Origin of the sequence: Hymenobacter rubripertinctus, assembly GCF_003583925.1 — a bacterium.
In the GTDB taxonomy this organism is placed as follows: Bacteria; Bacteroidota; Bacteroidia; order Cytophagales; family Hymenobacteraceae; genus Hymenobacter; species Hymenobacter rubripertinctus.
Window position 1 is genome coordinate 154778 of the sequence record NZ_QYCN01000012.1, and the last position, 20207, is coordinate 174984.

The following is a 20207-nucleotide window of genomic DNA, read 5'->3' on the forward strand; positions in this document are numbered from 1 at the left end:
AACCCGCACCCGCCCGCCCGCGTTAAGAGCAGCTCATTGGCTTTATTTTATGAAAAGCAAGACTTTTACCCTGCTGCTAACCGCGCTGAGCCTGACGTTTGCTGCTCAGGCTCAGGACGCTAACGTGAGCAACCGGGAACACGACTACCCTTACCTCACCACCCTCGACCCGGTAGCGTATCCGTTTGAGTTCAGTTCATCGGGTACCCCTTACCTGACCCGCTTCCGGGAAATGTTCGGGCTGAAAGGCGTCGTTGCCAAAGAAACCTCCGATTTAGGCCGCGCCCGCGCCCTGTGCGAATGGGTGCACTTCCGGCTGGAACACGACGGGCACAAGACGTTCAAGTCCCAGGACCCGTTCGCCATCCTGAAAGCCGCCCAGGCTGGGCAGGAAGTGCAGTGCGTGGAATATGGGCTGGTTCTGACGGCAGCCTTTAACGCCGTGGGCATTCCGGCCCGCCCCTTGTACCTGAAGTCGGCCGATGTTCAAACCCGCAGCTCCGCCGCCGGCCATGCCCTGGCCGAAGCCTGGCTCCCCGACCTGGGCAAGTGGGTCATGGTTGATGCCCAGGCCAATATCATTCCCATGCTGGCTGACAAGCCGCTGAATGCCGTGGAGTTGCAACAGGCGTTGCTGGCCAAGAACGACGAGCTGACCGTACTCAGCTCCACGAACGCGCGGGCCGGCTCCTACTTCCGATGGGTAAATCAATACCTGTTCTACTTCGATACCGTGATGGACAACCGCTACGATGTAAAGTCGGCGCGCACAGGCCTGATGCTGGTACCGGTGGGTGCCCATAAGCCCGTGGTGTTCCAGCGGACCGAGTCCATTCATAACATCCGCTATACCAATTCCGCCGCTACTTTTTATGCGTCGCCTTCCCAGTCAGATCTGCCCACGGCTAAGTCGGCCAGTGCGAATGGGCTGTAAACGCGAATAGCTGATTGCAGCGCCCGAATGCCCGAACGGCCCCGGAATCCTAAGGTTCCGGGGCCGTTCGGGCATTCGGGCGCTGCAATCAGGCAGTTAGCCTGCCACGGGCATGAGTTCCCCCTTCACGCGCAGTTCTACTTCCATATTGCCGCGGGTACCCACGGAATACGGGCAGATCTGGTGGGCCTGGCGAACCATGTCCATCGTTTTCTGCTCGTCAAAGGCTTTCAGGTCCACGTCGAGCACGGCGCTCAGGCCGTAGCCCTCTCCCTGCTGAAACAGAGAAACGGCGCATTTCACTTCGGTCTGGGGGTCGAGTTTGTCGCCGGCGCGCTGGGCAACAACGAGCAGGGCCTGCTGAAAACAGGACGCGTAACCGGCAGCGAAAAGCTCTTCGGGATTGGTAGCGCCTTTTTTGCCCCCCAGTCCTTCGGGTACCGACATATCCATGTCGATGAGGCCGGTGGCGGAACGGACGTGGCCACTCCGGCCGCCAATGGCGGTGGCATCGGCGGTGTACAGGGTCTTCTTTTCAGTGCTTGCCATAAGGGGAATATGTAGTCAGAAAGTGGTTTTGCGTAAATAACTCTGCTGAGTACCGGAAGGTTACCTTTAGCAGGTACAGGATTTCGCAGAAAAAGGCAGTGCTGGTTTGGCAAACGAGTGTTTTCTATCTAGTTTTGCCCCTCACTACCGGGTTGCGTAGTACAACGGATAGTATGGGAGCCTCCGAAGCTCTAGATCTAGGTTCGATTCCTAGCGCGACCACTAAAAAGCTTTTCTGCATTGCGCAGAGGAGCTTTTTTTCTTTTCCGGCATCCCTTGTCCAGGGTATAGCGCCGGTATAGGCATTGCCCGGTTTATATCTTTATCCGGCGGATAAGCGTACAAGGCGGGCACTTACCTGATGTGCATCCTCACTTTACCCCCCTCCGCCATGAATAAGTACCTGCTCTCCGCTTTGGCCCTCTCGTTTACCCTGACTACCGGCTCGGCCGTAGCTCAGGGGAAGACGAAAAAGAAATCGGATGATGAGAAAACCAAAGTCACAACCGATGATGGCATGATGACCAAGACCAAGGTAGCCGACGACGGCAAGACCAAGGTGAAAGGCAAATCGGCCAACGGAGCCAAAATGAAGGCCACCACCAAGCCCCGCGAAGGTTCTGATATGGCCGATATGAAAATGAATACCCCAGCCGGTGTGATGGTTGGCGGAGCCATGATGACGGCCGATAAGGATATCGTGGATAATGCCGTCAACTCGGCCGACCATACTACGCTGGTGGCGGCCGTAAAGGCTGCCAACTTGGTTAGTACGCTCAAAAGCGACGGGCCATTCACCGTTTTTGCTCCGACCAACGCCGCCTTCGACAAGCTGCCGGCCGGTACGGTAAGCGCATTGGTCATGCCCGAGAACAAGATGAAGCTCACTACCATTCTGACCTACCACGTGGTGCCCGGCCGGTTGCTGGCCGCCGACCTGAAGGACGGCCAGATGCTGACAACCGTGGAAGGGGAACAGCTAACCGTGCACCGCAGTGGCAACATGGTTATGATTCATGATGCCAAAGGAGGCATGGCCAACGTAGTTGTGGCCGATGCCGTGTCGAAAAACGGGGTTACGCACGTTATCGACACCGTTCTGATGCCGACCAAATAAGCTAACCGAATTTCACTGATGCACGACTGCCAGCCCTCACCGGCTGGCAGTCGTGCGTTGTGCCCCTGCCTTGGCGCAAAATTCAGCGCTGGCCGGGGCATAATGCACTACCTGGGGGCCACTGGACCAATGCTGAAAGTTTCCCGATATTTGAAGTCGGTTCTTTTTCACACACCTGATCCACTGGTTCATGAAACACTTCTTTACCCGGATGCTGGCCGTTGTCCTGAGCTTCGGCCTGGCTACTGCTACGGCCCAAACCCTGCCAGCCGCCCCTGCCACCAGCCTGCAAGGTCAGAACCTGAAAGACTGGCTCCGCCAGAACTGGTACGACGGCAAGCGGGTGGAACTGAGCTACAGTGCGGCCCGGGGCAAGATGTATAACTACGTGGATAACCAGAGCGGCCGCGTAGTATGCGTGTACTCGGGTTATACTGAAACCGTCAAACTGGATTCTTCAAATACGAGCCCCGGCGTAGTGAGCCGCATCAACTGCGAGCATACGGTGCCGCAGTCGTGGTTCAATGAGGTGGTGCGGATGCGCTCCGATATTCACCACCTGTTTCCGACCTACGATACCTGGAACTCGAACCGGGGCTCCGATCCGTTTGCCGAGATTCCGGACGCGCAAACCCAGCTCTGGATGCGCAATACGCAGAGTCAGACGGCCATTCCTACCAGCAATATCGATGAGTACAGCGAGGATACCAACTCGCAGTTCGAGCCCCGGGAAGACCATAAAGGCAATCTGGCCCGGGCCGTTTTCTACTTCTACACCATGCACCAGAATCAGTCGTTTGATCCGGGCAAGGGAGTAATTACGGCCGCTGCCGACCTCAACACGCTCTACCAGTGGCACCTGGCCGACCCAGTGGATGCCCGCGAGCGGGAACGGAACCGGCGGGCAGCTAAAAGCCAGGGCAACTTCAACCCCTACGTGGCTTATCCGGACTTGGTGGCCCGTGCCTGGGGCTTCCAGGTGCTGCCGACCTTCTCGTTTGCTACCGCTACGGGCAGCATTCTGGAGGGCAACTCCGGCACGGCTGCCTACACCGTTAACGTAACCATTGCACCAGCCCCCACGGCGGCGCTGACGGTGCAGGTGGGCTTCGAGGCGGCTAATTCCACGGCTACCAGCGGCCAGGATTTCACCTTCAGCTCACCCCAAATCCTGACCTTCGCGGCGGGCCAGACTTCGCAGCCGGTGACGGTGACGGTGAATGGCGACACGACGCCCGAGGCCGACGAAACCGTTGTGCTGGCGCTGAGCAACCCCTCCAGCGGGGCGGCCGTAGGTGGCCCCGCCCAGCACGAACTCACCATCACCAACGACGATGGCGCGGCCCCAACTATCCGCTTTGCTACGGCGGCGGGCAGCATTCCGGAAGGCAACGCGGGTACCAGCCTCTACACGGTCAGCGTGACGCTGAGTGGCAGCGCTCCTTCGGCGGCCGTGACTATTCCGGTAACGGTAAGTGCCAGCGGCACCTCGGCCACCAGCCCCGATGATTACGTGCTGAACACCACCTCCCTGACCTTCAGCGCGGGCCAGGCCAGCCAGACGCAGACCGTAACTGTAACCATCGTGGGCGACACGCAGCCCGAACCCAACGAAACCGTCCGGCTGGTGCTGGGCACGCCCACCACGGGAGGGGCCATCCTGGGTTCTCCGGCGGCTCACGTACTCACCATCGCCAACGACGACCAGGCCCCCGCCAACTCCCCCTGCACCGACCTCTACTTCTCGGAGTACGTGGAGGGCTCGGCCACTAATACCAAGGCCCTGGAAATCTACAATCCGTCGGCCGCGCCCATCAGCCTGAGCGGTATTGAGGTGCGGCTGTTTGCCAACGGGGCCACCACTCCCACCGCTACCCAGGCCCTGACCGGCATCATCGCCCCCGGCGACGTGTACGTTATTGCCAATACCGGCGTGGCATCGCCCATCGTTCAGGCCCAGGCCGATCTGCAATCCAGCGTGTGCTTTTTCAATGGCGATGATGCCCTCCTACTCATGGACGGCACCGATACGCTGGACATCATTGGGGTAATCGGCCAACAGCCGGCGGGCGGCTGGCAGCTGCCGGGCGGCGGCAGCACCACCAACGCCACCATCGTGCGCAAGGCCAGCGTGCAGGGCGGCCAGAAGCGCTGGAGCAACGCGGCGGGCGAATGGCAGTTCCTCGGCACCGATGTGTACACCAACGTAGGCAGCCACACCAGCACCTGCGCCACCGTTACGGCCGCCACGCAGGCCGCTCCGCTGAATCGTGGAATCGAGGTATTCCCGAACCCGGCCGTGGGCAGCCTACAAGTGCGCCTGCCGGGCCTGCGGGGCCGCCAGACGGCCGTTATCAGCCTCTGCAACGCTCTGGGGCAGGAAGTGCTGCACTATACGCAAACCCTTACCGCCACCGAGGCCGCGACGCTGGATGTGCAGGCAGTAACCAGCGGACTGTACTTCGTACGCGTTACGGCCGCCGGCGTGCGCTACACCAGCCGCGTAGCCATACAACGCTAACTGGCCACCGGCTTTCCCCTTGATTAGGCCCTACGCCCCGGTTTCCGCTCTGGAAGCCGGGGCGTAGCACTTATCGGGCCATCGGGCCATCTGAGCGCGGTGAACCGTCAGGCTTCGGGCACGGCCAGGACCGGAATCCGGCTGTGGGCCAGCAGGCCGGCCGTGACGCTGCGCAGAAACCGGGGGCCGGCACAGGTGCGCTGCCGGGCGATAAAAACCAGCAACTCGGCCCCGTGGCGCATAGCGGCGTGGCGGATACCTTCTTCGACGCTGGAATGGCGCACCGTAGCAACGGTATGGGCCAGGTCGCTTACCAGTCCCGTCTGCCGGATCTGGTGGGCCGTTTCCCGCAATTCCGGCGCTTTTTCACCGGTATACACGTGCAAACCGAGAATAGCCGGAATAACCTGTTGCAGCAGGTGGTCCACATCGGCAGGTAGGTGGGTAAGGGTGAGCGGGCGGGGTGAGGCCGTAAGCCGGGCCAGCAGAGCCGCAATGGTCTCGGCAGTTACCGGCACCCGGACCGCCCGGTGGTCGGTGTCCAGCACAATCCGGCGCGGAATGCCTCCCACCCGATACGTCAGCGGCACGACCAGCAGAGGGTGCCGCATCGTCCGGATGAGATGGAGGGCAGTGCTGGTTTCCGCCGAACTCACAGACTTGATGGGGCGGCTATTGCCAACGACCAGCACGTGGTGGGCCGGGCCGCCACCGGCAGGGGCAGCCAGGTCGTGAAGCGCGGCGGCAGATATCAGGGCGGCCTGGCAAGGCACCAATCGGTTGACCTGCCGGCTTTGCTGCGTGAGTAGTTGCAGGGCTTGCGCAGGCGTCAGGGGTTGGGCAGGCAGCGAGAAATAAGCCGTTGCCACTGCCCCGATTCCCGCATCCGCTGCAATGTGCCAGAGTTGAATCCGGGCTCCAACGTACTGCGCCAGCACCACCGCATAATGCAGCGCGTTGGCCGCAGCGCCAGAAAAATCGGTCAAGACATTAAATATCAACATACTGTCGTAATGAAGATGCAGTTTAAAGGCTCCCCGATCAGACAATATATCAGTTTATCGGATGGAAGGAGGCGCTAATCCATTAAATTTTTTCTTGACATAATATAGTTTAATCAAGATTTACCGCTACTCTCCAGCTTCCAAGCGGTCTGCCGGCGGGGATTCTCTCCAACGAAAAGGGGCGGCCATACTGCGCCCAGTACCCGGGCTGCCGCAGCCAACAAGTAGCCGCCGCGCCGCATTGTCCCACGTATTTCGTTCGTTTAGGCGGCTTTTACTCCAGCAGGGAACTGTACTCCGCATGAGCGGCAACAAACTGGCGCATGAACGAGCAGCTGGTGCGCACCCGCAGCTGGTGCTGACGGGCATATGCCAGGCCGGCATGGGCCAGCTGCTGCCCCACCCCCTGCCCGCGCAGGGCTTCATCGACGAAGGTGTGCGTGAAGTCCATGATTCCTTCAGCAGGCACGCTGTACGCTAACTCGGCCGAGTGGCCGCTTTTGGTAGTGGTAAACTCCTGGTTTTGGGGGTGGTGCTGAACAGTGGCGGACATAAGAAAGGGAATAGCGGAGACGGGCCGGTGAGCGGAGCATTCCGGGGGAAATTTGCCGGACACCGCCGTTTGCCGAGGTTTTACGTATGCAGAGCTACGGTGGCCGTTTACCCGGCGGCTTCTTTTCTATTCTTCTCTCCTACGCTCCATCTCATGCAGAACAACGCGCCCAATTCCCCCGCTACGCCCGAAAACGCTTCCAACGGCCACGATACGCCCAACTATGGGGAGTTTGGCAAGCCCGAAAACGCTACCCCGGCTACTCCCGACGACAGCGTTACCCAGGGCGGACAGGCCGCCCCGTCCATCGCTTTTGCCGAGCAGCGCGGTAGTACCCCCCAGAACCTCGACCCGGCCGCCGTGCGTGCGGTGCAGGACGCCGAATACGAAGAGCAGCGCGAAGGCTGGGCCAAGGACGACCCGCGCTACGGTGGCGGTACCCGCAACTGGCCCACCAACGAGCCCGCCAACCACACCGATGCCCCCGCTCCCGAGGGCGACGAGCACCGCGAAAACCCGAACGTGGGCAAGAACGACAACCCTGACGAGTTCAGCGCCTTCCGGCCCGACGAAGGGCGCGGTATTCCCGGCTCCGGCAAAGGCGATGAAATGCCCAAGCCCGACAAAGAGTAGGCGCATCGTCTTCCCTGTTTCCGTTCACCCCTGACTGACTTTACTATGAGCACTGATAAAAAGAAAGAATCGGCCCCCCAACTCAACCAGGATCCTGCGGCCGCCCTGGATGCCGAGAACAGCAACCTGACCGAGGAGCAGCTCAAGCACCGCCGTGAGCTTTACGGCTACAAGCGCGACGAAGAAGGCACGCTGGACACGTCTACCCGCCTCGAAAACGCCATGTCGGGTACCCCGGCCGGCAGCGCCACCACGGGGCCGGATCCGGATAACTCCAGCATGACCGATGAGATAATGAATCCTGGGTTCAACAACCCGATCGACGACAACAACCGCTAATCACGGGTCGGCCTTCATCCCGTATCAGGAGCCCTCCTACCGAGTGTAGGGGGGCTTTTTTGACGCCTGCTCCTCCTCTACACCGAACTTCACGGCTTCACCGGCCCCGGGGCCGACCGGGGGCGGAGTCCTGCGTACCGCGCGTTGGCGGCAGAGGCAGCTTTTTTTGCTGGTTCCGACGGTCTAGCGCGGGTTTTTACGTATACTGCTCCCGGCATATACACCGTTTTTCTCACGCTTAATTCGTTATGCTTATGGCTACGTCCTTCCTCGTCCTGACTGATTTCACCCCAGCCGCCGACCAGGCGCTACGTTATGCCGCTGCCCTGGCGGTGCCCGTGAAGGCGGCGCTGGTCGTGCTGCATATCCGACGCGAAACCCTGCTCGACCCCGATACTTTTAATGGGAGTATCCGGCACCTGAGCGAGGGCGAAGTAGCTGCCGCTTTGCAGGAGCGCGTGAAGGCGCTGGCCGTTCCGGTAACCGTGGAATCGACGGTGGACAGCGTGGAGGACGCGCTGGCGGAGGCCGTGCGCCGCTATGCGCCGGCCCTGGTGGTACTGGGCAAACCCAATACCGAAGGCACCCCCGACGAACTGGTAAGCAGTACATCCCTGAAATTGCTGCGCGCTACCCACACGCCCTTGCTGGTGATTCCTCAGGACAGTGCTGCCACCGCCCCGCCCCGGCGGCTTAACATTGCGGCCGATAACTCCCCCATTCATTTTGGAGTGCCGCCGGAAGGGGTGCGGGAGCTGCTGCGGGTGCTTCAGCCCCACCTGACGGTGACCCACATAGCCGCCCCCGAATACAGTGATACCTGCACCGCCGCCCTGGATGCCGTGACGACCAGCGGGCTGGTTACCGGACTGGCGACCCGGCTGCATGCCCACGGCACCCGACACCGGAGTGTGCCGGCCGGCATTTTGCAGGCCGCCGCCGAAACCCACGCCGATCTGCTGGTGCTCATAGCCCGTCGGCGCAGTTTTTGGGGGCAGTTGTTTAACCGGAGCGTTACCTCCCAGGTTATTCTGCACGGCCGCCTGCCCATGCTGCTGCTGCCTACCGCAGACTAACGACATGCACCGCTCCGAAATACGGGGCACCCCAGGCGGCTGGGGGTGCCCCATTGCCTTGCGTGCTGAACGTGTAGCTGCGCGGCAATGACTCTGCGGTATGAACAGCCGCTGCTGGCGGATACTGCGGGGCCGGCAGCCGGTGATTTCAGGCAGAAGACGGGTAAAAGGCCTACACCACTCTGGGGCCGGCTACTGCCCCGGAAGCAGCGCGGCCGGCGGCCGCAGTTCCCGCAGCAGGCCCCCGCACTCCCGGCCGGTTGGCACAGTACGCCGGGTTCGGCACCTGAACGGCGTGTGAAGGGGCGAATTCCGCGCGTTCTACCTCACCATTTTACTGCCACCCCGGCGTACCAGTTGCGGGCGGGGGCGGGCTGGAAGTAGCGGCCCCCGAAGGCATTGAGGTCGTTGCCGAGCGAGTAGCGGCGGTCGGTCAGGTTTTCGCCGCCCCCGAACACGTCCAGTACCAGCGGGCCGAGGCGGCCGCGCCAGCCGCCCCGGCCGCCGAAGGTCCAGTAGCCGGCGGCGTACTCGGTGTTGGCATCGTTGAGGGGCAGGCGGCTTTGGTGGTTGACGGTGGGACTGAGGTAGAAGCCCTGGCGTTGGCTGAAATCGAGGCCGGCCGTGAGCGTATGGGGGGCGGTGCCGGTGAGGCGGTGGCCGCTGAAATCCTGCCCGGCCCGCTGATAGCTGCCGAAGCGGTAGTGGTTGTAGGCATAGCTCACGAAGGCGCGCAGGCTAGATTCAGTACGGGTCTGCTGATGTGAACCTCCCGAAAAGTATTGGTTTCGTACCCAACGGCGGCGCCATAACAACCCATTCACGGCCACCTCCACCCCGCGCTGGCGGGTGGTGCCGGCGTTCAGGAACAATTGGGTGCCCAGGTCGGTGGTGCGGGTGGTGATGGTCTGGCGCTGGCGCTGGTCGTAGAGGGCCACCTCGTAGCGCAGGCGCTGGTGCCAGATGGTGCCCCGCGCCCCTACTTCGTAGCTGGTGGCCCGCTCGGCCTGCAACGCCCGGTTGATGGAACCATCGGAGGGCCGGATTTCCTCTTCGGTGGGCGGCGAGAAGCCCGTGCTCACGCTCCCGTACACCGCCAGGGCCGGCCCAAATTCGCGCAGCAATGCCACCCGGGGCGACACCTGGGGCCGGAAATCGCGCGTCAGCTCGTAGCCGGTAGGGTTGGTGGCGGCATCGGATAAGCGGCTGATGCGGTAGCGGAGGCGGTTGTAGCTGGCCCCGGCCGTGAGCAGCAATCCGGCGGGCAGTTCGTAGTCGGCCTGGGCGAAGGCGAAACCCGTGAGGGTGCGAATCTCGTCGTCGTAGCGCAGGGCACCGGGCTGGCCGGCGCGGTTCTGGTAGCTGCGGGCGCTTTCGAAACCACTTTGCCCCTCGGCCCCGGCCTGGAGGCGCAGCGTGCGGCCGGCCAGGGCCGTGCGGTAGCTGAGCACCGTGCGCCCGCCCCCGCCCAGCAGGGTGTTGCGCTCGAAATCAATCAGGTAGGGCGTGTTGATGCGGCTGCCGCTCAGGTAAAGCACCGAGCGCAGGCTGAGCCGTTCGGTGAACCGGGCTTCGTGGGTAGCCCCGAGCAGGGCCGTGCGCGAGGCGTAGTAGGTGCGCTGGGCCACCGTGCCGGGGGCCGTAGCGGTACCCGGCCGGGCCTGGCGCGGGTCGGCCGCGAACTGCGCCCGGGTAAGGCCGCCGGGCAGCTGGTAGTCGATATCGGTGTAAAGTGCGTGCAGGCCTACCGTTTGGCGGGTGGTGGGCTGCCACTCGCCATCCATGGTAAGTACGTCGCGGCGCAGGGCGCTTTGCTGGCGGTAGCCGTCGAGGGTCTGGCGGGCGTAGGCGGCGCGCCAGTAGCCGGTGGCGGTGCCCGTTTCGACGGCTGCCGTGGTGCGCCGCAGCCCGAAGCTGCCAGCCGTGAACCCGGCCGATACGTGGGTTTCGCCGGCGGCCGGGCGGCGGCCGGTGAGCAGCACCGCCCCGCCGGTGCCGGCCCCGTACACGCTGGCGGCCGGCCCCTTAATCACCTCTAGGCCGCCCAGCAGACTGGGGTCGAGCAGGTTGAGGGGTGTACTGCCGCTGGCTTCGGTGAACGGGATGCCCTGGTAGTATACCTTGGTGTTGCGTACTCCGAAGGGCGAGCGGAGCGTGCTGCCCCGCACGCTGAGGCGGTAGCTGGCCGTGGCCCGCTCCTCCAGCCGCACACCGGGCAGCGTGTTCACGGCCTGGGTGAGGGCGTTCTGCGGAAACCGCTCGAAATCGGCCTGGCTCAGCACGCCCACGGCGGCGGCCGTGCGGCGGAGCGGCAACTGCTGGCCATAGCCCGTGATGGTAGCTTCGGGCAGGGCTACGGCCCGGGTAGTATCGGGCGGGGCGGAAGTTTGGGCCAGAGCCGGCAGAGGGAAGAGTAGCAGCGCGGCGGAACGGTAACGCATCAAGAGGAAAAACAGGTAGATTGAGTCGTACTAACCCCAAAATTACCCCCGGAGTTGGTTTCGCCCGAACATCGGCCCGAAACCGTCTATTCATTCCTGATTATCTGCCCCCTAGCTCTGTGCTCCTGTTACCCCTACCCCGCCGCCACCGCCGCCGCCTGCTGCTCCCCCCGGGCCTGCTGGCGCTGGCGTGGCTGCTGTGGCTGGGCTGCGTGGCGGTGCCGCAGTTGCGGGGGATGAAGCAGCAGACTGTCATGCAAATTACAATGCCTCCCTTATTGGAGTCCGGCAATCTGTCTTGGGGACGCCCTTACGATGCTTCCGTGCTGGAGCTGGAGCATTTTCGTCCCTGGCAGAATTTCAAACTTACCGGGAATCTGTGGCTTGACTATTTTGACTTACGCACATTACTTGCGGCGTATCGCCAACTCCATAGTTTTCCGAATGACGAGGATGGAATCCGCGTAACGCTCGGCCCGCAATCCACTTATGGGCACTTGGTTCAACTCTACGACTGGGCCAATCAATACGAACTCAAGAGATATTGGCTGGACATAAGACATGAACCAATCACGTTCTATTTATACACCGTGAAAGGCAGCACTGCTGGTATTGCTCTTTGGAATGACGTAGTGAATATCGACGCGCCGCCACCAGTACGGCCTACCTCAAAAGCAAGAATTCTCAACTGGCTGAGCTTGATTTCTGCTCCTGCCACCTACATCCCACTCCTCACCCCCGACTGGCGCAACTCCCTGCTCCTGCTGCTGCTCATCGGGAGCCTGAACGCCGTGCGGATATGGCGTAGGTAGGGGGAATTCGGCGGCGGGTGGCTTATTTTGCCGGGGTATGCCGAAACTGTTTCGTAACCTCACCGTGCAGGTGCTCGTGGCCATTGGGCTGGGCGTGCTGGTGGGCGCTTTCTTTCCCGCCTTCGGGGCCGGCCTCAAGCCCCTCGGCGACGCCTTCATCGGCCTCATCAAAATGCTCATTGCCCCCATCATCTTCCTCACGGTGGTGCTGGGCATGGGCAACATCGGCGACCTGAAGAAGGTGGGCCGCCTGGGCGGCAAGGCCCTGCTCTACTTCGAACTCGTGACCACCCTGGCCCTCATCATTGGGGTGGCTGCCGCCAACCTCATCCAGCCCGGCGCGGGCGTGGATACCGGCCCGGTGGCCGCCGGGGCCGCCGCCACCCGCCAGTACACCGAAAAAGCCGCCGACATGGACTGGCTGGCCTTCTTCACCCACATCATCCCCGATAACTTCCTGGGGGCCTTCACCAGCGGCGAGGTGTTGCAGGTGTTGCTGGTGGCCGTGCTGTTCGGGGCGGCGCTGGCCCGCGTGCCGGTGGCCGTGAGCGGGCCGCTGCTGGGTACGCTGGAGCGCCTGAGCCGGGTGTTTTTCGGCGTGCTGAGCCTCGTGATGAAGCTGGCCCCGCTGGGCGCGTTCGGGGGCATGGCCTTCACCATCGGCAAGTACGGGCTGGCGGCGCTGCGGCCCCTGGCTTTGCTCATGGGCTCGGTCTACCTGACCATGTTCGTGTTCATTTTCGGAGTGCTGGGCGGTATTGCGCGCTTTTACGGGTTCAGCTTGTGGCGGCTACTGGTCTTCATCCGGGAAGAGCTGCTGATTGTGCTGGGCACTTCGTCGTCGGAGTCGGCGCTGCCGGGGCTCATGGACAAGCTCACGGCCTTCGGGTGCGCCCGGCCGGTGGTGGGCTTGGTGGTGCCCACGGGCTACTCCTTCAACCTCGATGGCACTACCATCTACCTCTCCATGTGCAGCATTTTCCTGGCCCAGGCCTTCCACGTGCCGCTTACACTGGGCCAGCAGCTCACCATTATCGGCATCCTGATGCTCACCAGCAAGGGCGCGGCGGGCGTTACGGGTTCGGGCTTTATCGTGCTGGCCTCCACGCTGGCGGCCATCAAAGTTATTCCGGTGGAGGGCATGGCGTTGCTGCTGGGCGTGGATCGGTTCATGTCGGAAGCCCGCGCCATTACCAACCTCATCGGCAACGCCGTGGCCACCGTCGTCATCGCCAAGAGTGAGGGCGAGTTCGACGAGGACAAGAACCGGCAGGCTATTGGCGCATGAGTGACTGCTGTTAGGCGGCAGTTGCCCAAGCATCTGCTTTGGTTGTGGGTTGCCTTTCTGCCGTCCGCGTATCAAGCTACCCGCCCGAAAAAGTTGTATGGGTATTTTCAGTTTTCTAAAAATACCCATACAACTTTTTCGGCGCGATGCCGCGTCGTTCTTTCTTGTCCGCCGCTTGGCACGGCGCAGAGCAGCGGGCGGATTGTTTCGCTTCGCTCGCCCAAACAGCACGCATCTTCATCCGTTTGCCCTATGCCCGCCCTCTCCCCCGACCTGCGCAAAGCCCTGTTGAACCTTCCGCAAAAGGAAAAAGACCAGTTGCTGGCCCGCCTCGTGGCCCAGGATGCCGTGCTGACCGAGCAGCTCGCGTTCCGGTTGCTGGAGGGCGAAGACGGGCTGGAGCTGCGCCGGGAGCGGCTGCGCCAGCAGGTGGACGACCCGGTGCGCGGCTTCCACCAAACGCCCAACGACCTGCTCCACATTCTCCGCCAGCTCCAGCAACGGCTGAACTACCACGCCAAAATAACGGGCGACGTGCCCGGCGAAATCGAGCTGACGCTGCGGCTGCTGCGCAACGTGTTGCACCACCAGCCCGGAGCCACCCGTCGCCTGCACGGCCCCACCCAGCCCCTGCTCCAACACCTGGTTCGCCGTACCCAGGAGGTGCTCGGGGCCATCGGCAAGCGCCACGAAGACTACCAAGTGGAGTACGCCCCCGCCGTGAACGAGCTGCTGGCCCTGCTCTACGCCTCGGCCGCCGCCCCCCTGGCCCGGGAGCTGGGTATACCGGTGAGGTGGTGAGTTTGACGTTCCGGAATCCTTACTGCGCGGCAAAAATAATCTGCGCCATTCGCGCAATCAGAACGTCAAACTCACCATCTCACCACCTCAATTAAGAGCCCGGAAGGTGATGGGCAACGTGTAGGACAGGCGCACGGGCTGGCCGCCGATGCGGGCGGGCGTCCACCAGGGCATAATGCGCACCAGGCGCAGGGCCTCTTCGTCGAGGCCAGCACCGAGGCCCTTAACCACTTCCGCGTCCTGGATGTGGCCGGCTTCGGTGATGAGAAAGCGCACGTACACCCTTCCCGACAGCCCCTGACGCAGGGCCGACTCGGGGTAGTGCAGCTCCTTGCTGAGAAACTTCTGGAGGGCGGCCGGGCCGCCTGGGAAAGCGGGCGGCAGCTCGGCGGTATGGTACACCGGCGGCGCCGTTGCGGCGGGTGCCGTTGCGGCGGGCGCGGGGTCAGCTTCGGGTGCGGCGGGTGGTATAGTATGGCCGCTGTCGACGAGGGCAACGGGGCCAGTCTGGGCCAGTGTGCCCGAAGGTAACGCCAGGCCCAGGGCGGCAAGCAGTAGTTTTGGCAGCATAATCATCTGAATGATAACAGGTACCGACAAAGCTAGAAAACATGCCCGGGAGCAGCATGAGCGTATTATTATGGCTATATTGTTGAATTGTTAGTGCTATAGGCTGCATCCCTTTTCATCCGCCTATAGCACTATTTACCAGCCTTGCCGCTGCCTGGCACGCGCCCCTCCTACCCGTCACCGCTTTCTATGGCTACCACTCCCGCCCCCGACCACATGCGCGCGCCGGCCAACCTCAGCCCCGACGCCCTGCACCAGGCCCTGACCGAGCTGGACGCGAAAATCCGGACCCTGCACAACCGGGCTCACGCCACGGTGGCCGGCTCCACGGCCACCTACCACCAGCACGCGGTGGCCCTGGAAGCCAAGCGCGCCCTGCTCGTGAAGCGCCTGCACCAGGCCATGCCGCCGGCCCCCAATGCCCACGCCATCCCCCAGCAGGACCACAATGCCTGGGACGAAATCTGGCGCGGCATCGAGAACCTGCGTCAGGACCTGCGCGACATTTTTTAGCCGGACTCGGCTCCCGCAGTAAGCCGGACCGGAAAAGCGGGTGCTTTCTCTCCTATTCGAGCCAGAGGAGCGGGTGGCGTACGGGCAGATTGCGCAGTACCTCCGCCACCCGGGGCGAGTGGTCGAGGCGCTGCCAGGTGGCCAGCCACTGGCAGTTGCGGAACTGCACCGCGCCCAGTACCAGCGCGGGCGGGGCCACGGGCCAGTTTTCCCAATACATCACATCGGGGGCGAAGGGCCAGCGGCTTTTGTCGCTGAGGTAGGGATGCAGGAACTCGATGCCCCGGCGAATACTGCGGCCGTCGGGGGTCTGGTAAGTCCAGAGGTTGTCGGTGGGCGTGCTCAGGATGGCACAGAGCGTGGTGAAGGCATCGAGGTTGAAGAGGGAGTAGCCGTAGGGCTTGGTGCGCTTGAGCTCCAGCGGGAAGCTGCCGTCGGCGGCCATCTGGGTGGGCAGCAGCACCGTTTTGTACCGTTCCCGGCAGAAGCCTAGCAGCTCCTCGTTGCCGGTGAGGCGGGCAAAGGCGGCCACCTGCATGGTCCAGCAGGTACCGTGGTTGTTGGCCGCGTTCCTCTCGTCCTGGCCGTAGGGGTGGGTGGTGAGCCAGGTCAGGTAACGGCTGAACCAGTCCTTTATGCCAGCCACATCGGCGGCCCCGAAGCAACGGGCACCCTCAAAAACGCGCACGCCCTGGGCCACCTCCAGCAGCTGAATGGTGTCGATGATACCAATGCCGCGCCCGGTAAAGCGCCCCGAAATAGCCTGGGCGTAGAGCAGCGACGGATGCATACGCGTGGCCGGATCGAGGAACCAGGCCCGCAGGTGCACCAGGGCGTGGCGGGCGTATTTTTCCCGGTGCGTGAGCTGGTAGGCCGAGGCCAGCGCCCCCACAATGCGGCTGAACCGGATCATGGCCCGGCGGTGAGCCCCGAAGTTGGCGGGGTTGGTCTGGCCGTCGCGCTGCACGTAGGGGCCGCCGGGATGGGCCGGGTCGGGCCACCAGTAGTCGCCTTCGGAGAAGAAGTCGTGGGGGCCGCCCGCGCTCCGGGCCGCCACGCTGTCGGTTACGGTGCGCGGCGCCTGTTGCAAAGCCCAGGCGGCTTCGGCCAGCACCGTGGCCCGCAGCGTGCGGACTACGGCCGGCCGCAAACCGGACGCCGCCGACTGGTGGGGCAGGCCGGCAGCGGGCCGGAGCAGGCTCAGCCAACAGGTGAGCAGCAGCGTGAAGTGGACAAGCATGAACGGGGGGATTCGGATGGGCGGAACAACGGCCCGGACCAGCGGCCCGGAACCTCAAGTTGCGCACTTTCCGGCGGCCTGCCGGGCACTATCAGCAGTTTATCTACGCAAACGATTACGGCTCCGACTCCAGCCCGGACCCTTTTGCGGACTCCGGCGGCCAACCATTCGGCGGGGCTTCCGCACCGTTCGGCCGCCGCTGGTACCATTCGCCCAAAAACCGTTTCCCGGCGCGGCCGGCAGTAGTAGGTTTGACTCATTCTTCCGCCTCAATCCTCGCTTTTAACCGCTTTTCGCCATGAAACTGACCGCCTTCCTCCGCCCCCTGACTGCCGCCCTGCTCCTCAGCGCCGCGCTGCCCCTGGCCGCTACCAACGCCGCCGCTGCTACCGCCGGCCACCCCGCCGCCGCCGTGGCCCAGCTCACCGATAACCCGGCCGACCACCCCAACTTCACGGTGCGGGTGGTGGGCAAGGGCCGGCCGATGCTGCTGATTCCGGGCCTGACCTGCCCCGGTGCGGTCTGGGACGAAACCGTGGCCCACTACCAGAAGCAGTACCAGTGCCACATCATCAGCCTGGCCGGGTTCGGGGGCAACGCCGCCCCGGCCAGCCCCGACCACCTGCTGCAAAACGTGCGCGACCAGCTCCTGGCCTACGTTAAAACCCAGAAGCTCAGCCAGCCGACCGTTATCGGCCACAGCCTGGGCGGGTTCATGGCCCTCTGGATGAGCAGCACCGACCCCGGGGCGCTGGGGCCGCTGGTTATCGTGGATTCGCTGCCCTTCATCGGGGCCATTCAGAACCCGGCCGCCACCGTGGAGCAGGTGCGGCCGATGGCCGAAAACATGCGCCGCCAGATGAGCCTGGGCGGCATGAGTCCCGCCCAGCAGCGCCAGATGGTGGCCGGCCTGGTCACCGATACGGCCCGCATCAGCCAGGTAGCGCGCTGGGGCCAGGCCTCCGACGCGGCCACCGTGGGCCAGGCCATGTACGATATGTACGTCACCGACCTGCGCGCCGAGGTGGCCCGCATTCAGCAGCCGGTACTGGTGCTGGGCGCCTGGGCCGCCTACCAGGCCTACGGCTCGACCAAGGAGAGCACCCGGGCCATTTTTGAGCAGCAGTACGCCAAACTGCCCCAGCACCGGGTGGAAATGTCGGAGGCCGGCCGCCACTTCCTCATGTACGACGACACCCAGTGGTTTTTTCAGCAGGCCGATGCTTTTCTGAAGCAGCCTTCGGTGGCCCGGAAGTAGGGCGGTTTGCCCGGTGCTACACCGGGCAAAAACCCTCTGCTGATGCTGGCCGGCTTACTTTTCGTTTCTTACCGCCGCAACGTCCGCGCCTACAACCAGCTACCGGAACAGCCCCGGGTCGCTGCCTGATTATCTTCCCGCCTCTTATGCTCTCCTTCGCTTCCGTGCCCGCCCCCAGCCGGGCCTACTGGTACTGCCAGGCCCTGGGCTGGACGCTGTACGCGGGGTTCAACCTGGTGCTGTTTTCCGCGTTTGGCCGGTTTTCCCTCGATTCGGTGGCTATTACGGTGGCCATTGTGCTGCCGATAGCGGCGCTTACTCATGCGCTCCGCTACTGTATCCGGGCGCGGGACTGGGCCAGCCTGTCGCCGCTGCCGCTGCTGGGGCGGCTGCTCGTTACCAACCTGGTATTGTCGGTGCTGAGCCAGGTAATTATCTGGGCCCTGATTTACTGGGTAGTGCGGCCGGCCCCCGACGGGCAGCCCCACGGCTGGGGCCAGTTTGTGGGCTACGTGCTCAACGTCAACTTCATTCTCTGGCTCTGGGAAGGATTCTACTTCGGCTGGCACTACCTGGGCCGCTACAAGCAGGCCGAGGTGGACAAGTGGAAGCTGGCCGCCGCCGTGCGGGAAGCCGAAATGCGCACTCTCAAGGCCCAGATCAACCCCCACTTCATGTTCAACGGGCTCAACAATATCCGGGCCCTGGTGATGGAGGACCCGGCCCGGGCCCGCCACATGATTACCCACCTCTCCGATTTGCTGCGCTACTCCATTCAGCTCAACAGCACCGAACAGGTACCCCTGCGCCGGGAGCTGGAAATTGTGGAGCACTACCTGGCCCTGGAAGCCATTCAGCTGGAAGAGCGCCTGCACTACTGCCTCGACGTGGACCCGGCCGCCCTCGACGTGGCCATTCCGCCCATGACGCTCCAGCTGCTGGTGGAAAACGCCATCAAGCACGGCCTCGCGCCCCGGCCAGCCGGGGGCACCATTCAGCTCACGGCCCAGCTCAACGACTCCAACACGCTGCACATTACCGTGCGCAACACCGGCCACTACGCCCCTGCCTCAAGCCACCCCGGCGTGGGCGTGCGCAACGCCCGCGAACGGCTGGCCCTGCTCTTCGGCCCCGCCGCCCACCTGCACCTGGCCAACGACCCGCACACCCCCGATACCGTAGTAGCCCACCTGCAACTGCCGGTCAGGGGAGAAGTGAGAAGTGAGAAGTGAGAAGTGAGAAGTGAGAAGTGAGAAGTGAGAAAAGAACGGACGCATGATCTTCCTTGCCAAAGAAAGTCAGTGAAATCAATTCAATCAGCGCTAATCAGTGATTCATGAAGGTTCTGCTCGTTGACGATTCCCGGTTGGCCCGCACCGAGCTGCGCCACTTGCTGACGGCTTTTCCGGAGGTGGAGGTAGTGGGCGAAGCGCGCCACGCCGGGGAAGCCCGCGCCCAGCTCCAGGCCCTGAAACCCGAGGTGCTGTTTCTCGACATTCACATGCCCGGCGAAACCGGCTTCGAGCTGCTGGCCTCCCTCGACGAAGCCCCCCAGGTCATCTTCACTACCGCCTACGACGAGTACGCGCTGCGGGCCTTCGAGGTGAACGCGCTGGACTACCTGCTCAAGCCCATCCAGGAAAACCGCCTCGCCGCCGCCCTCGAAAAAGTCCGGCCCCGGCTCGCAGCCCCGGTTCTGCCGGCCAGTCCGCCGGCGGAGGCCGCTGCCACGCCGCTCGGTGCCCAGGATCAGGTGTTTGTGAAGGATGGGGAGCGGTGCTGGTTTGTGCGGCTGGCGGAAGTGCGCCTGTTTGAAATCAACGGCAGCTACACCCAAATCTATTTTGAGGACCACCGCCCCCTGATTCCGCGCACCCTCCAGCACCTGGAGCTGCGCCTCGATGCGCGGGTGTTTTTCCGGGCTAACCGCCAGCAGATCATCAACCTGGAGTGGGTGGAAAGCATTGAGCCCTGGTTCAGCAACACGCTCAAAATCCGGCTGCGGGGCGGCCCCGAAGTGGAAGTTTCGCGCCAGCAGTCGGGCCGTTTCCGGGAGCTGCTGAGCCTGTGAAGTGAACAGAATTCTGGCAGGATTATTCCGGTTTAGGTGTATCCTTTTGGCTTTCATCGGAGTACACGGACGAGTACGTAGCTGATTTCCCGCCGGAATCAACTGCCAGTCATCCCCGTATTGCCGTTCCGTATGAAAGCTTCCCTACTCTGCTCCGCCCTCGTTTTATTGTTTCTAGGTACCTCCTGCTCGGGGGAGGACAAAATGATGGAGCGCACCAGCCGCTACGGCACCGTTTCTACCCACCGCAACAAGCGCAGCAACGACAAATCGAGAGCCTATAAAAGACGCCAGAAAGTAGGGCTGGGCCTCAACCTCGACCTGAACGCCAAGGATGCGCAGAAACACCGCACCGTGGACGCGCCTAAAAAGTACAAGTACAGCAAAGGCCACTGATTTCCTGAGCTGTTAGCTGTTAGCTGTTAGCTGTTAGCGAAAACGAACAAGGCCCCGTACTCGATTGAGTGCGGGGCCTTGTTTTATGCGG

The 20207-nt window shown here is 63.0% G+C and carries 20 protein-coding genes and 1 tRNA gene; 15 read left to right on the forward strand and 6 right to left on the reverse strand.

The window, feature by feature from the left end; genetic code table 11:
• Window positions 1-49: 49 nt before the first annotated feature.
• Window positions 50-934, forward strand: a complete 885-nt coding sequence (locus D0T11_RS09950; RefSeq protein WP_119655636.1) for a transglutaminase-like domain-containing protein — start codon at window positions 50-52, stop codon at window positions 932-934.
• A 96-nt stretch (window positions 935-1030) separates the two neighbouring features.
• Here D0T11_RS09950 and D0T11_RS09955 read toward each other — a convergent pair whose 3' ends face one another.
• Complete coding sequence (locus D0T11_RS09955; protein WP_119655637.1) at window positions 1031-1483, reverse strand: organic hydroperoxide resistance protein; 453 nt, start codon at window positions 1481-1483, stop codon at window positions 1031-1033.
• Window positions 1484-1633: 150 nt separating this feature from the next.
• Between D0T11_RS09955 and D0T11_RS09960 the strand changes: the two genes are divergently transcribed.
• The 3 genes from D0T11_RS09960 to D0T11_RS09970 all read left to right on the forward strand — a co-directional run bounded on the left by D0T11_RS09960 (window position 1634) and on the right by D0T11_RS09970 (window position 5121).
• Window positions 1634-1705 (forward strand) — tRNA-Arg (locus D0T11_RS09960).
• Window positions 1706-1874: 169 nt separating this feature from the next.
• Entirely contained in the window at window positions 1875-2600 is a 726-nt protein-coding gene (locus D0T11_RS09965; protein ID WP_317127262.1) for a fasciclin domain-containing protein, read from the forward strand.
• A 190-nt stretch (window positions 2601-2790) separates the two neighbouring features.
• Window positions 2791-5121, forward strand: coding sequence for an endonuclease (locus D0T11_RS09970; RefSeq protein WP_119655638.1), 2331 nt, complete (start codon window positions 2791-2793; stop codon window positions 5119-5121).
• A gap of 107 nt (window positions 5122-5228) precedes the next feature.
• On the opposite strand, the gene D0T11_RS09975 is transcribed toward D0T11_RS09970, so the two are convergent.
• Together D0T11_RS09975 and D0T11_RS09980 are read right to left on the reverse strand one after the other, a co-directional pair.
• Window positions 5229-6107, reverse strand: coding sequence for a universal stress protein (locus D0T11_RS09975; protein WP_182888327.1), 879 nt, complete (start codon window positions 6105-6107; stop codon window positions 5229-5231).
• Between the two features lie 292 nt (window positions 6108-6399).
• Window positions 6400-6678 (reverse strand): GNAT family N-acetyltransferase, encoded by a 279-nt coding sequence (locus D0T11_RS09980; protein WP_119655640.1) that lies wholly within the window; start codon window positions 6676-6678, stop codon window positions 6400-6402.
• 153 nt (window positions 6679-6831) lie between these two features.
• Here D0T11_RS09980 and D0T11_RS09985 point away from each other — a divergent pair, with 153 nt between their 5' ends.
• From D0T11_RS09985 to D0T11_RS09995, 3 genes are all read left to right on the forward strand, one after another.
• The gene (locus tag D0T11_RS09985) at window positions 6832-7311 is read left to right on the forward strand and encodes a hypothetical protein (RefSeq protein ID WP_119655641.1); all 480 of its coding nucleotides are present in this window, start codon (window positions 6832-6834) and stop codon (window positions 7309-7311) included.
• 45 nt (window positions 7312-7356) lie between these two features.
• Complete coding sequence (locus D0T11_RS09990) at window positions 7357-7650, forward strand: hypothetical protein (protein ID WP_119655642.1); 294 nt, start codon at window positions 7357-7359, stop codon at window positions 7648-7650.
• Window positions 7651-7904: 254 nt separating this feature from the next.
• Complete coding sequence (locus D0T11_RS09995; RefSeq protein ID WP_182888328.1) at window positions 7905-8726, forward strand: universal stress protein; 822 nt, start codon at window positions 7905-7907, stop codon at window positions 8724-8726.
• Window positions 8727-9052: 326 nt separating this feature from the next.
• Here the strand turns inward: D0T11_RS09995 and D0T11_RS10000 are convergent, their stop codons facing one another.
• Window positions 9053-11167, reverse strand: coding sequence for a TonB-dependent receptor (locus D0T11_RS10000; protein WP_119655644.1), 2115 nt, complete (start codon window positions 11165-11167; stop codon window positions 9053-9055).
• Window positions 11168-11286: 119 nt separating this feature from the next.
• Between D0T11_RS10000 and D0T11_RS10005 the strand changes: the two genes are divergently transcribed.
• The 3 genes from D0T11_RS10005 (at window position 11287) to D0T11_RS10015 (ending at window position 14068) form a co-directional block, all read left to right on the forward strand.
• Window positions 11287-11979 (forward strand): hypothetical protein, encoded by a 693-nt coding sequence (locus tag D0T11_RS10005; protein ID WP_119655645.1) that lies wholly within the window; start codon window positions 11287-11289, stop codon window positions 11977-11979.
• Window positions 11980-12016: 37 nt separating this feature from the next.
• On the forward strand, window positions 12017-13267 hold the full coding sequence (dctA, locus tag D0T11_RS10010; RefSeq protein WP_119655646.1) for a C4-dicarboxylate transporter DctA: 1251 nt from the start codon (window positions 12017-12019) through the stop codon (window positions 13265-13267).
• Between the two features lie 252 nt (window positions 13268-13519).
• Entirely contained in the window at window positions 13520-14068 is a 549-nt protein-coding gene (locus D0T11_RS10015) for a hypothetical protein (protein ID WP_119655647.1), read from the forward strand.
• Between the two features lie 87 nt (window positions 14069-14155).
• Here the strand turns inward: D0T11_RS10015 and D0T11_RS10020 are convergent, their stop codons facing one another.
• Entirely contained in the window at window positions 14156-14638 is a 483-nt protein-coding gene (locus tag D0T11_RS10020) for an energy transducer TonB (protein ID WP_147374600.1), read from the reverse strand.
• Between the two features lie 189 nt (window positions 14639-14827).
• Here D0T11_RS10020 and D0T11_RS10025 point away from each other — a divergent pair, with 189 nt between their 5' ends.
• Window positions 14828-15151: a hypothetical protein gene (locus D0T11_RS10025; RefSeq protein ID WP_119655649.1), complete on the forward strand. Its 324-nt coding sequence runs from the start codon at window positions 14828-14830 to the stop codon at window positions 15149-15151.
• A gap of 52 nt (window positions 15152-15203) precedes the next feature.
• Here the strand turns inward: D0T11_RS10025 and D0T11_RS10030 are convergent, their stop codons facing one another.
• The gene (locus D0T11_RS10030; protein WP_119655650.1) at window positions 15204-16391 is read right to left on the reverse strand and encodes an alginate lyase family protein; all 1188 of its coding nucleotides are present in this window, start codon (window positions 16389-16391) and stop codon (window positions 15204-15206) included.
• A 298-nt stretch (window positions 16392-16689) separates the two neighbouring features.
• Between D0T11_RS10030 and D0T11_RS10035 the strand changes: the two genes are divergently transcribed.
• The 4 genes from D0T11_RS10035 (at window position 16690) to D0T11_RS10050 (ending at window position 20116) form a co-directional block, all read left to right on the forward strand.
• Window positions 16690-17649, forward strand: a complete 960-nt coding sequence (locus D0T11_RS10035) for an alpha/beta fold hydrolase (protein WP_119655651.1) — start codon at window positions 16690-16692, stop codon at window positions 17647-17649.
• A gap of 146 nt (window positions 17650-17795) precedes the next feature.
• Window positions 17796-18881, forward strand: a complete 1086-nt coding sequence (locus tag D0T11_RS10040) for a sensor histidine kinase (RefSeq protein ID WP_119655652.1) — start codon at window positions 17796-17798, stop codon at window positions 18879-18881.
• 104 nt (window positions 18882-18985) lie between these two features.
• Window positions 18986-19720, forward strand: coding sequence for a LytR/AlgR family response regulator transcription factor (locus tag D0T11_RS10045; protein ID WP_119655653.1), 735 nt, complete (start codon window positions 18986-18988; stop codon window positions 19718-19720).
• A 132-nt stretch (window positions 19721-19852) separates the two neighbouring features.
• A complete protein-coding gene (locus tag D0T11_RS10050; protein WP_147374601.1) occupies window positions 19853-20116 on the forward strand; it encodes a hypothetical protein in 264 nt (87 codons plus the stop codon).
• The last annotated feature ends 91 nt before the right edge of the window (window positions 20117-20207 follow it).

Excerpts from the sequence above, each read along its gene's own strand:
- D0T11_RS10030 (WP_119655650.1), bottom strand. The coding sequence starts at position 16,391 with ATGCTTGTCCACTTCACGCTGCTGCTCACCTGTTGGCTGAGCCTGCTC.
- D0T11_RS10020 (WP_147374600.1), bottom strand. The coding sequence starts at position 14,638 with ATGCTGCCAAAACTACTGCTTGCCGCCCTGGGCCTGGCGTTACCTTCG.
- D0T11_RS09955 (WP_119655637.1), bottom strand. The coding sequence starts at position 1,483 with ATGGCAAGCACTGAAAAGAAGACCCTGTACACCGCCGATGCCACCGCC.
- D0T11_RS10015 (WP_119655647.1), top strand. The coding sequence starts at position 13,520 with ATGCCCGCCCTCTCCCCCGACCTGCGCAAAGCCCTGTTGAACCTTCCG.
- D0T11_RS09970 (WP_119655638.1), top strand. The coding sequence starts at position 2,791 with ATGAAACACTTCTTTACCCGGATGCTGGCCGTTGTCCTGAGCTTCGGC.
- D0T11_RS09985 (WP_119655641.1), top strand. The coding sequence starts at position 6,832 with ATGCAGAACAACGCGCCCAATTCCCCCGCTACGCCCGAAAACGCTTCC.
- D0T11_RS09950 (WP_119655636.1), top strand. The coding sequence starts at position 50 with ATGAAAAGCAAGACTTTTACCCTGCTGCTAACCGCGCTGAGCCTGACG.
- D0T11_RS10050 (WP_147374601.1), top strand. The coding sequence starts at position 19,853 with ATGAAAGCTTCCCTACTCTGCTCCGCCCTCGTTTTATTGTTTCTAGGT.
- D0T11_RS10000 (WP_119655644.1), bottom strand. The coding sequence starts at position 11,167 with ATGCGTTACCGTTCCGCCGCGCTGCTACTCTTCCCTCTGCCGGCTCTG.
- D0T11_RS09965 (WP_317127262.1), top strand. The coding sequence starts at position 1,875 with ATGAATAAGTACCTGCTCTCCGCTTTGGCCCTCTCGTTTACCCTGACT.
- D0T11_RS09995 (WP_182888328.1), top strand. The coding sequence starts at position 7,905 with ATGGCTACGTCCTTCCTCGTCCTGACTGATTTCACCCCAGCCGCCGAC.
- D0T11_RS10035 (WP_119655651.1), top strand. The coding sequence starts at position 16,690 with ATGAAACTGACCGCCTTCCTCCGCCCCCTGACTGCCGCCCTGCTCCTC.
- D0T11_RS10045 (WP_119655653.1), top strand. The coding sequence starts at position 18,986 with ATGAAGGTTCTGCTCGTTGACGATTCCCGGTTGGCCCGCACCGAGCTG.
- D0T11_RS09990 (WP_119655642.1), top strand. The coding sequence starts at position 7,357 with ATGAGCACTGATAAAAAGAAAGAATCGGCCCCCCAACTCAACCAGGAT.
- D0T11_RS10025 (WP_119655649.1), top strand. The coding sequence starts at position 14,828 with ATGGCTACCACTCCCGCCCCCGACCACATGCGCGCGCCGGCCAACCTC.
- D0T11_RS10040 (WP_119655652.1), top strand. The coding sequence starts at position 17,796 with ATGCTCTCCTTCGCTTCCGTGCCCGCCCCCAGCCGGGCCTACTGGTAC.
- dctA (WP_119655646.1), top strand. The coding sequence starts at position 12,017 with ATGCCGAAACTGTTTCGTAACCTCACCGTGCAGGTGCTCGTGGCCATT.
- D0T11_RS09980 (WP_119655640.1), bottom strand. The coding sequence starts at position 6,678 with ATGTCCGCCACTGTTCAGCACCACCCCCAAAACCAGGAGTTTACCACT.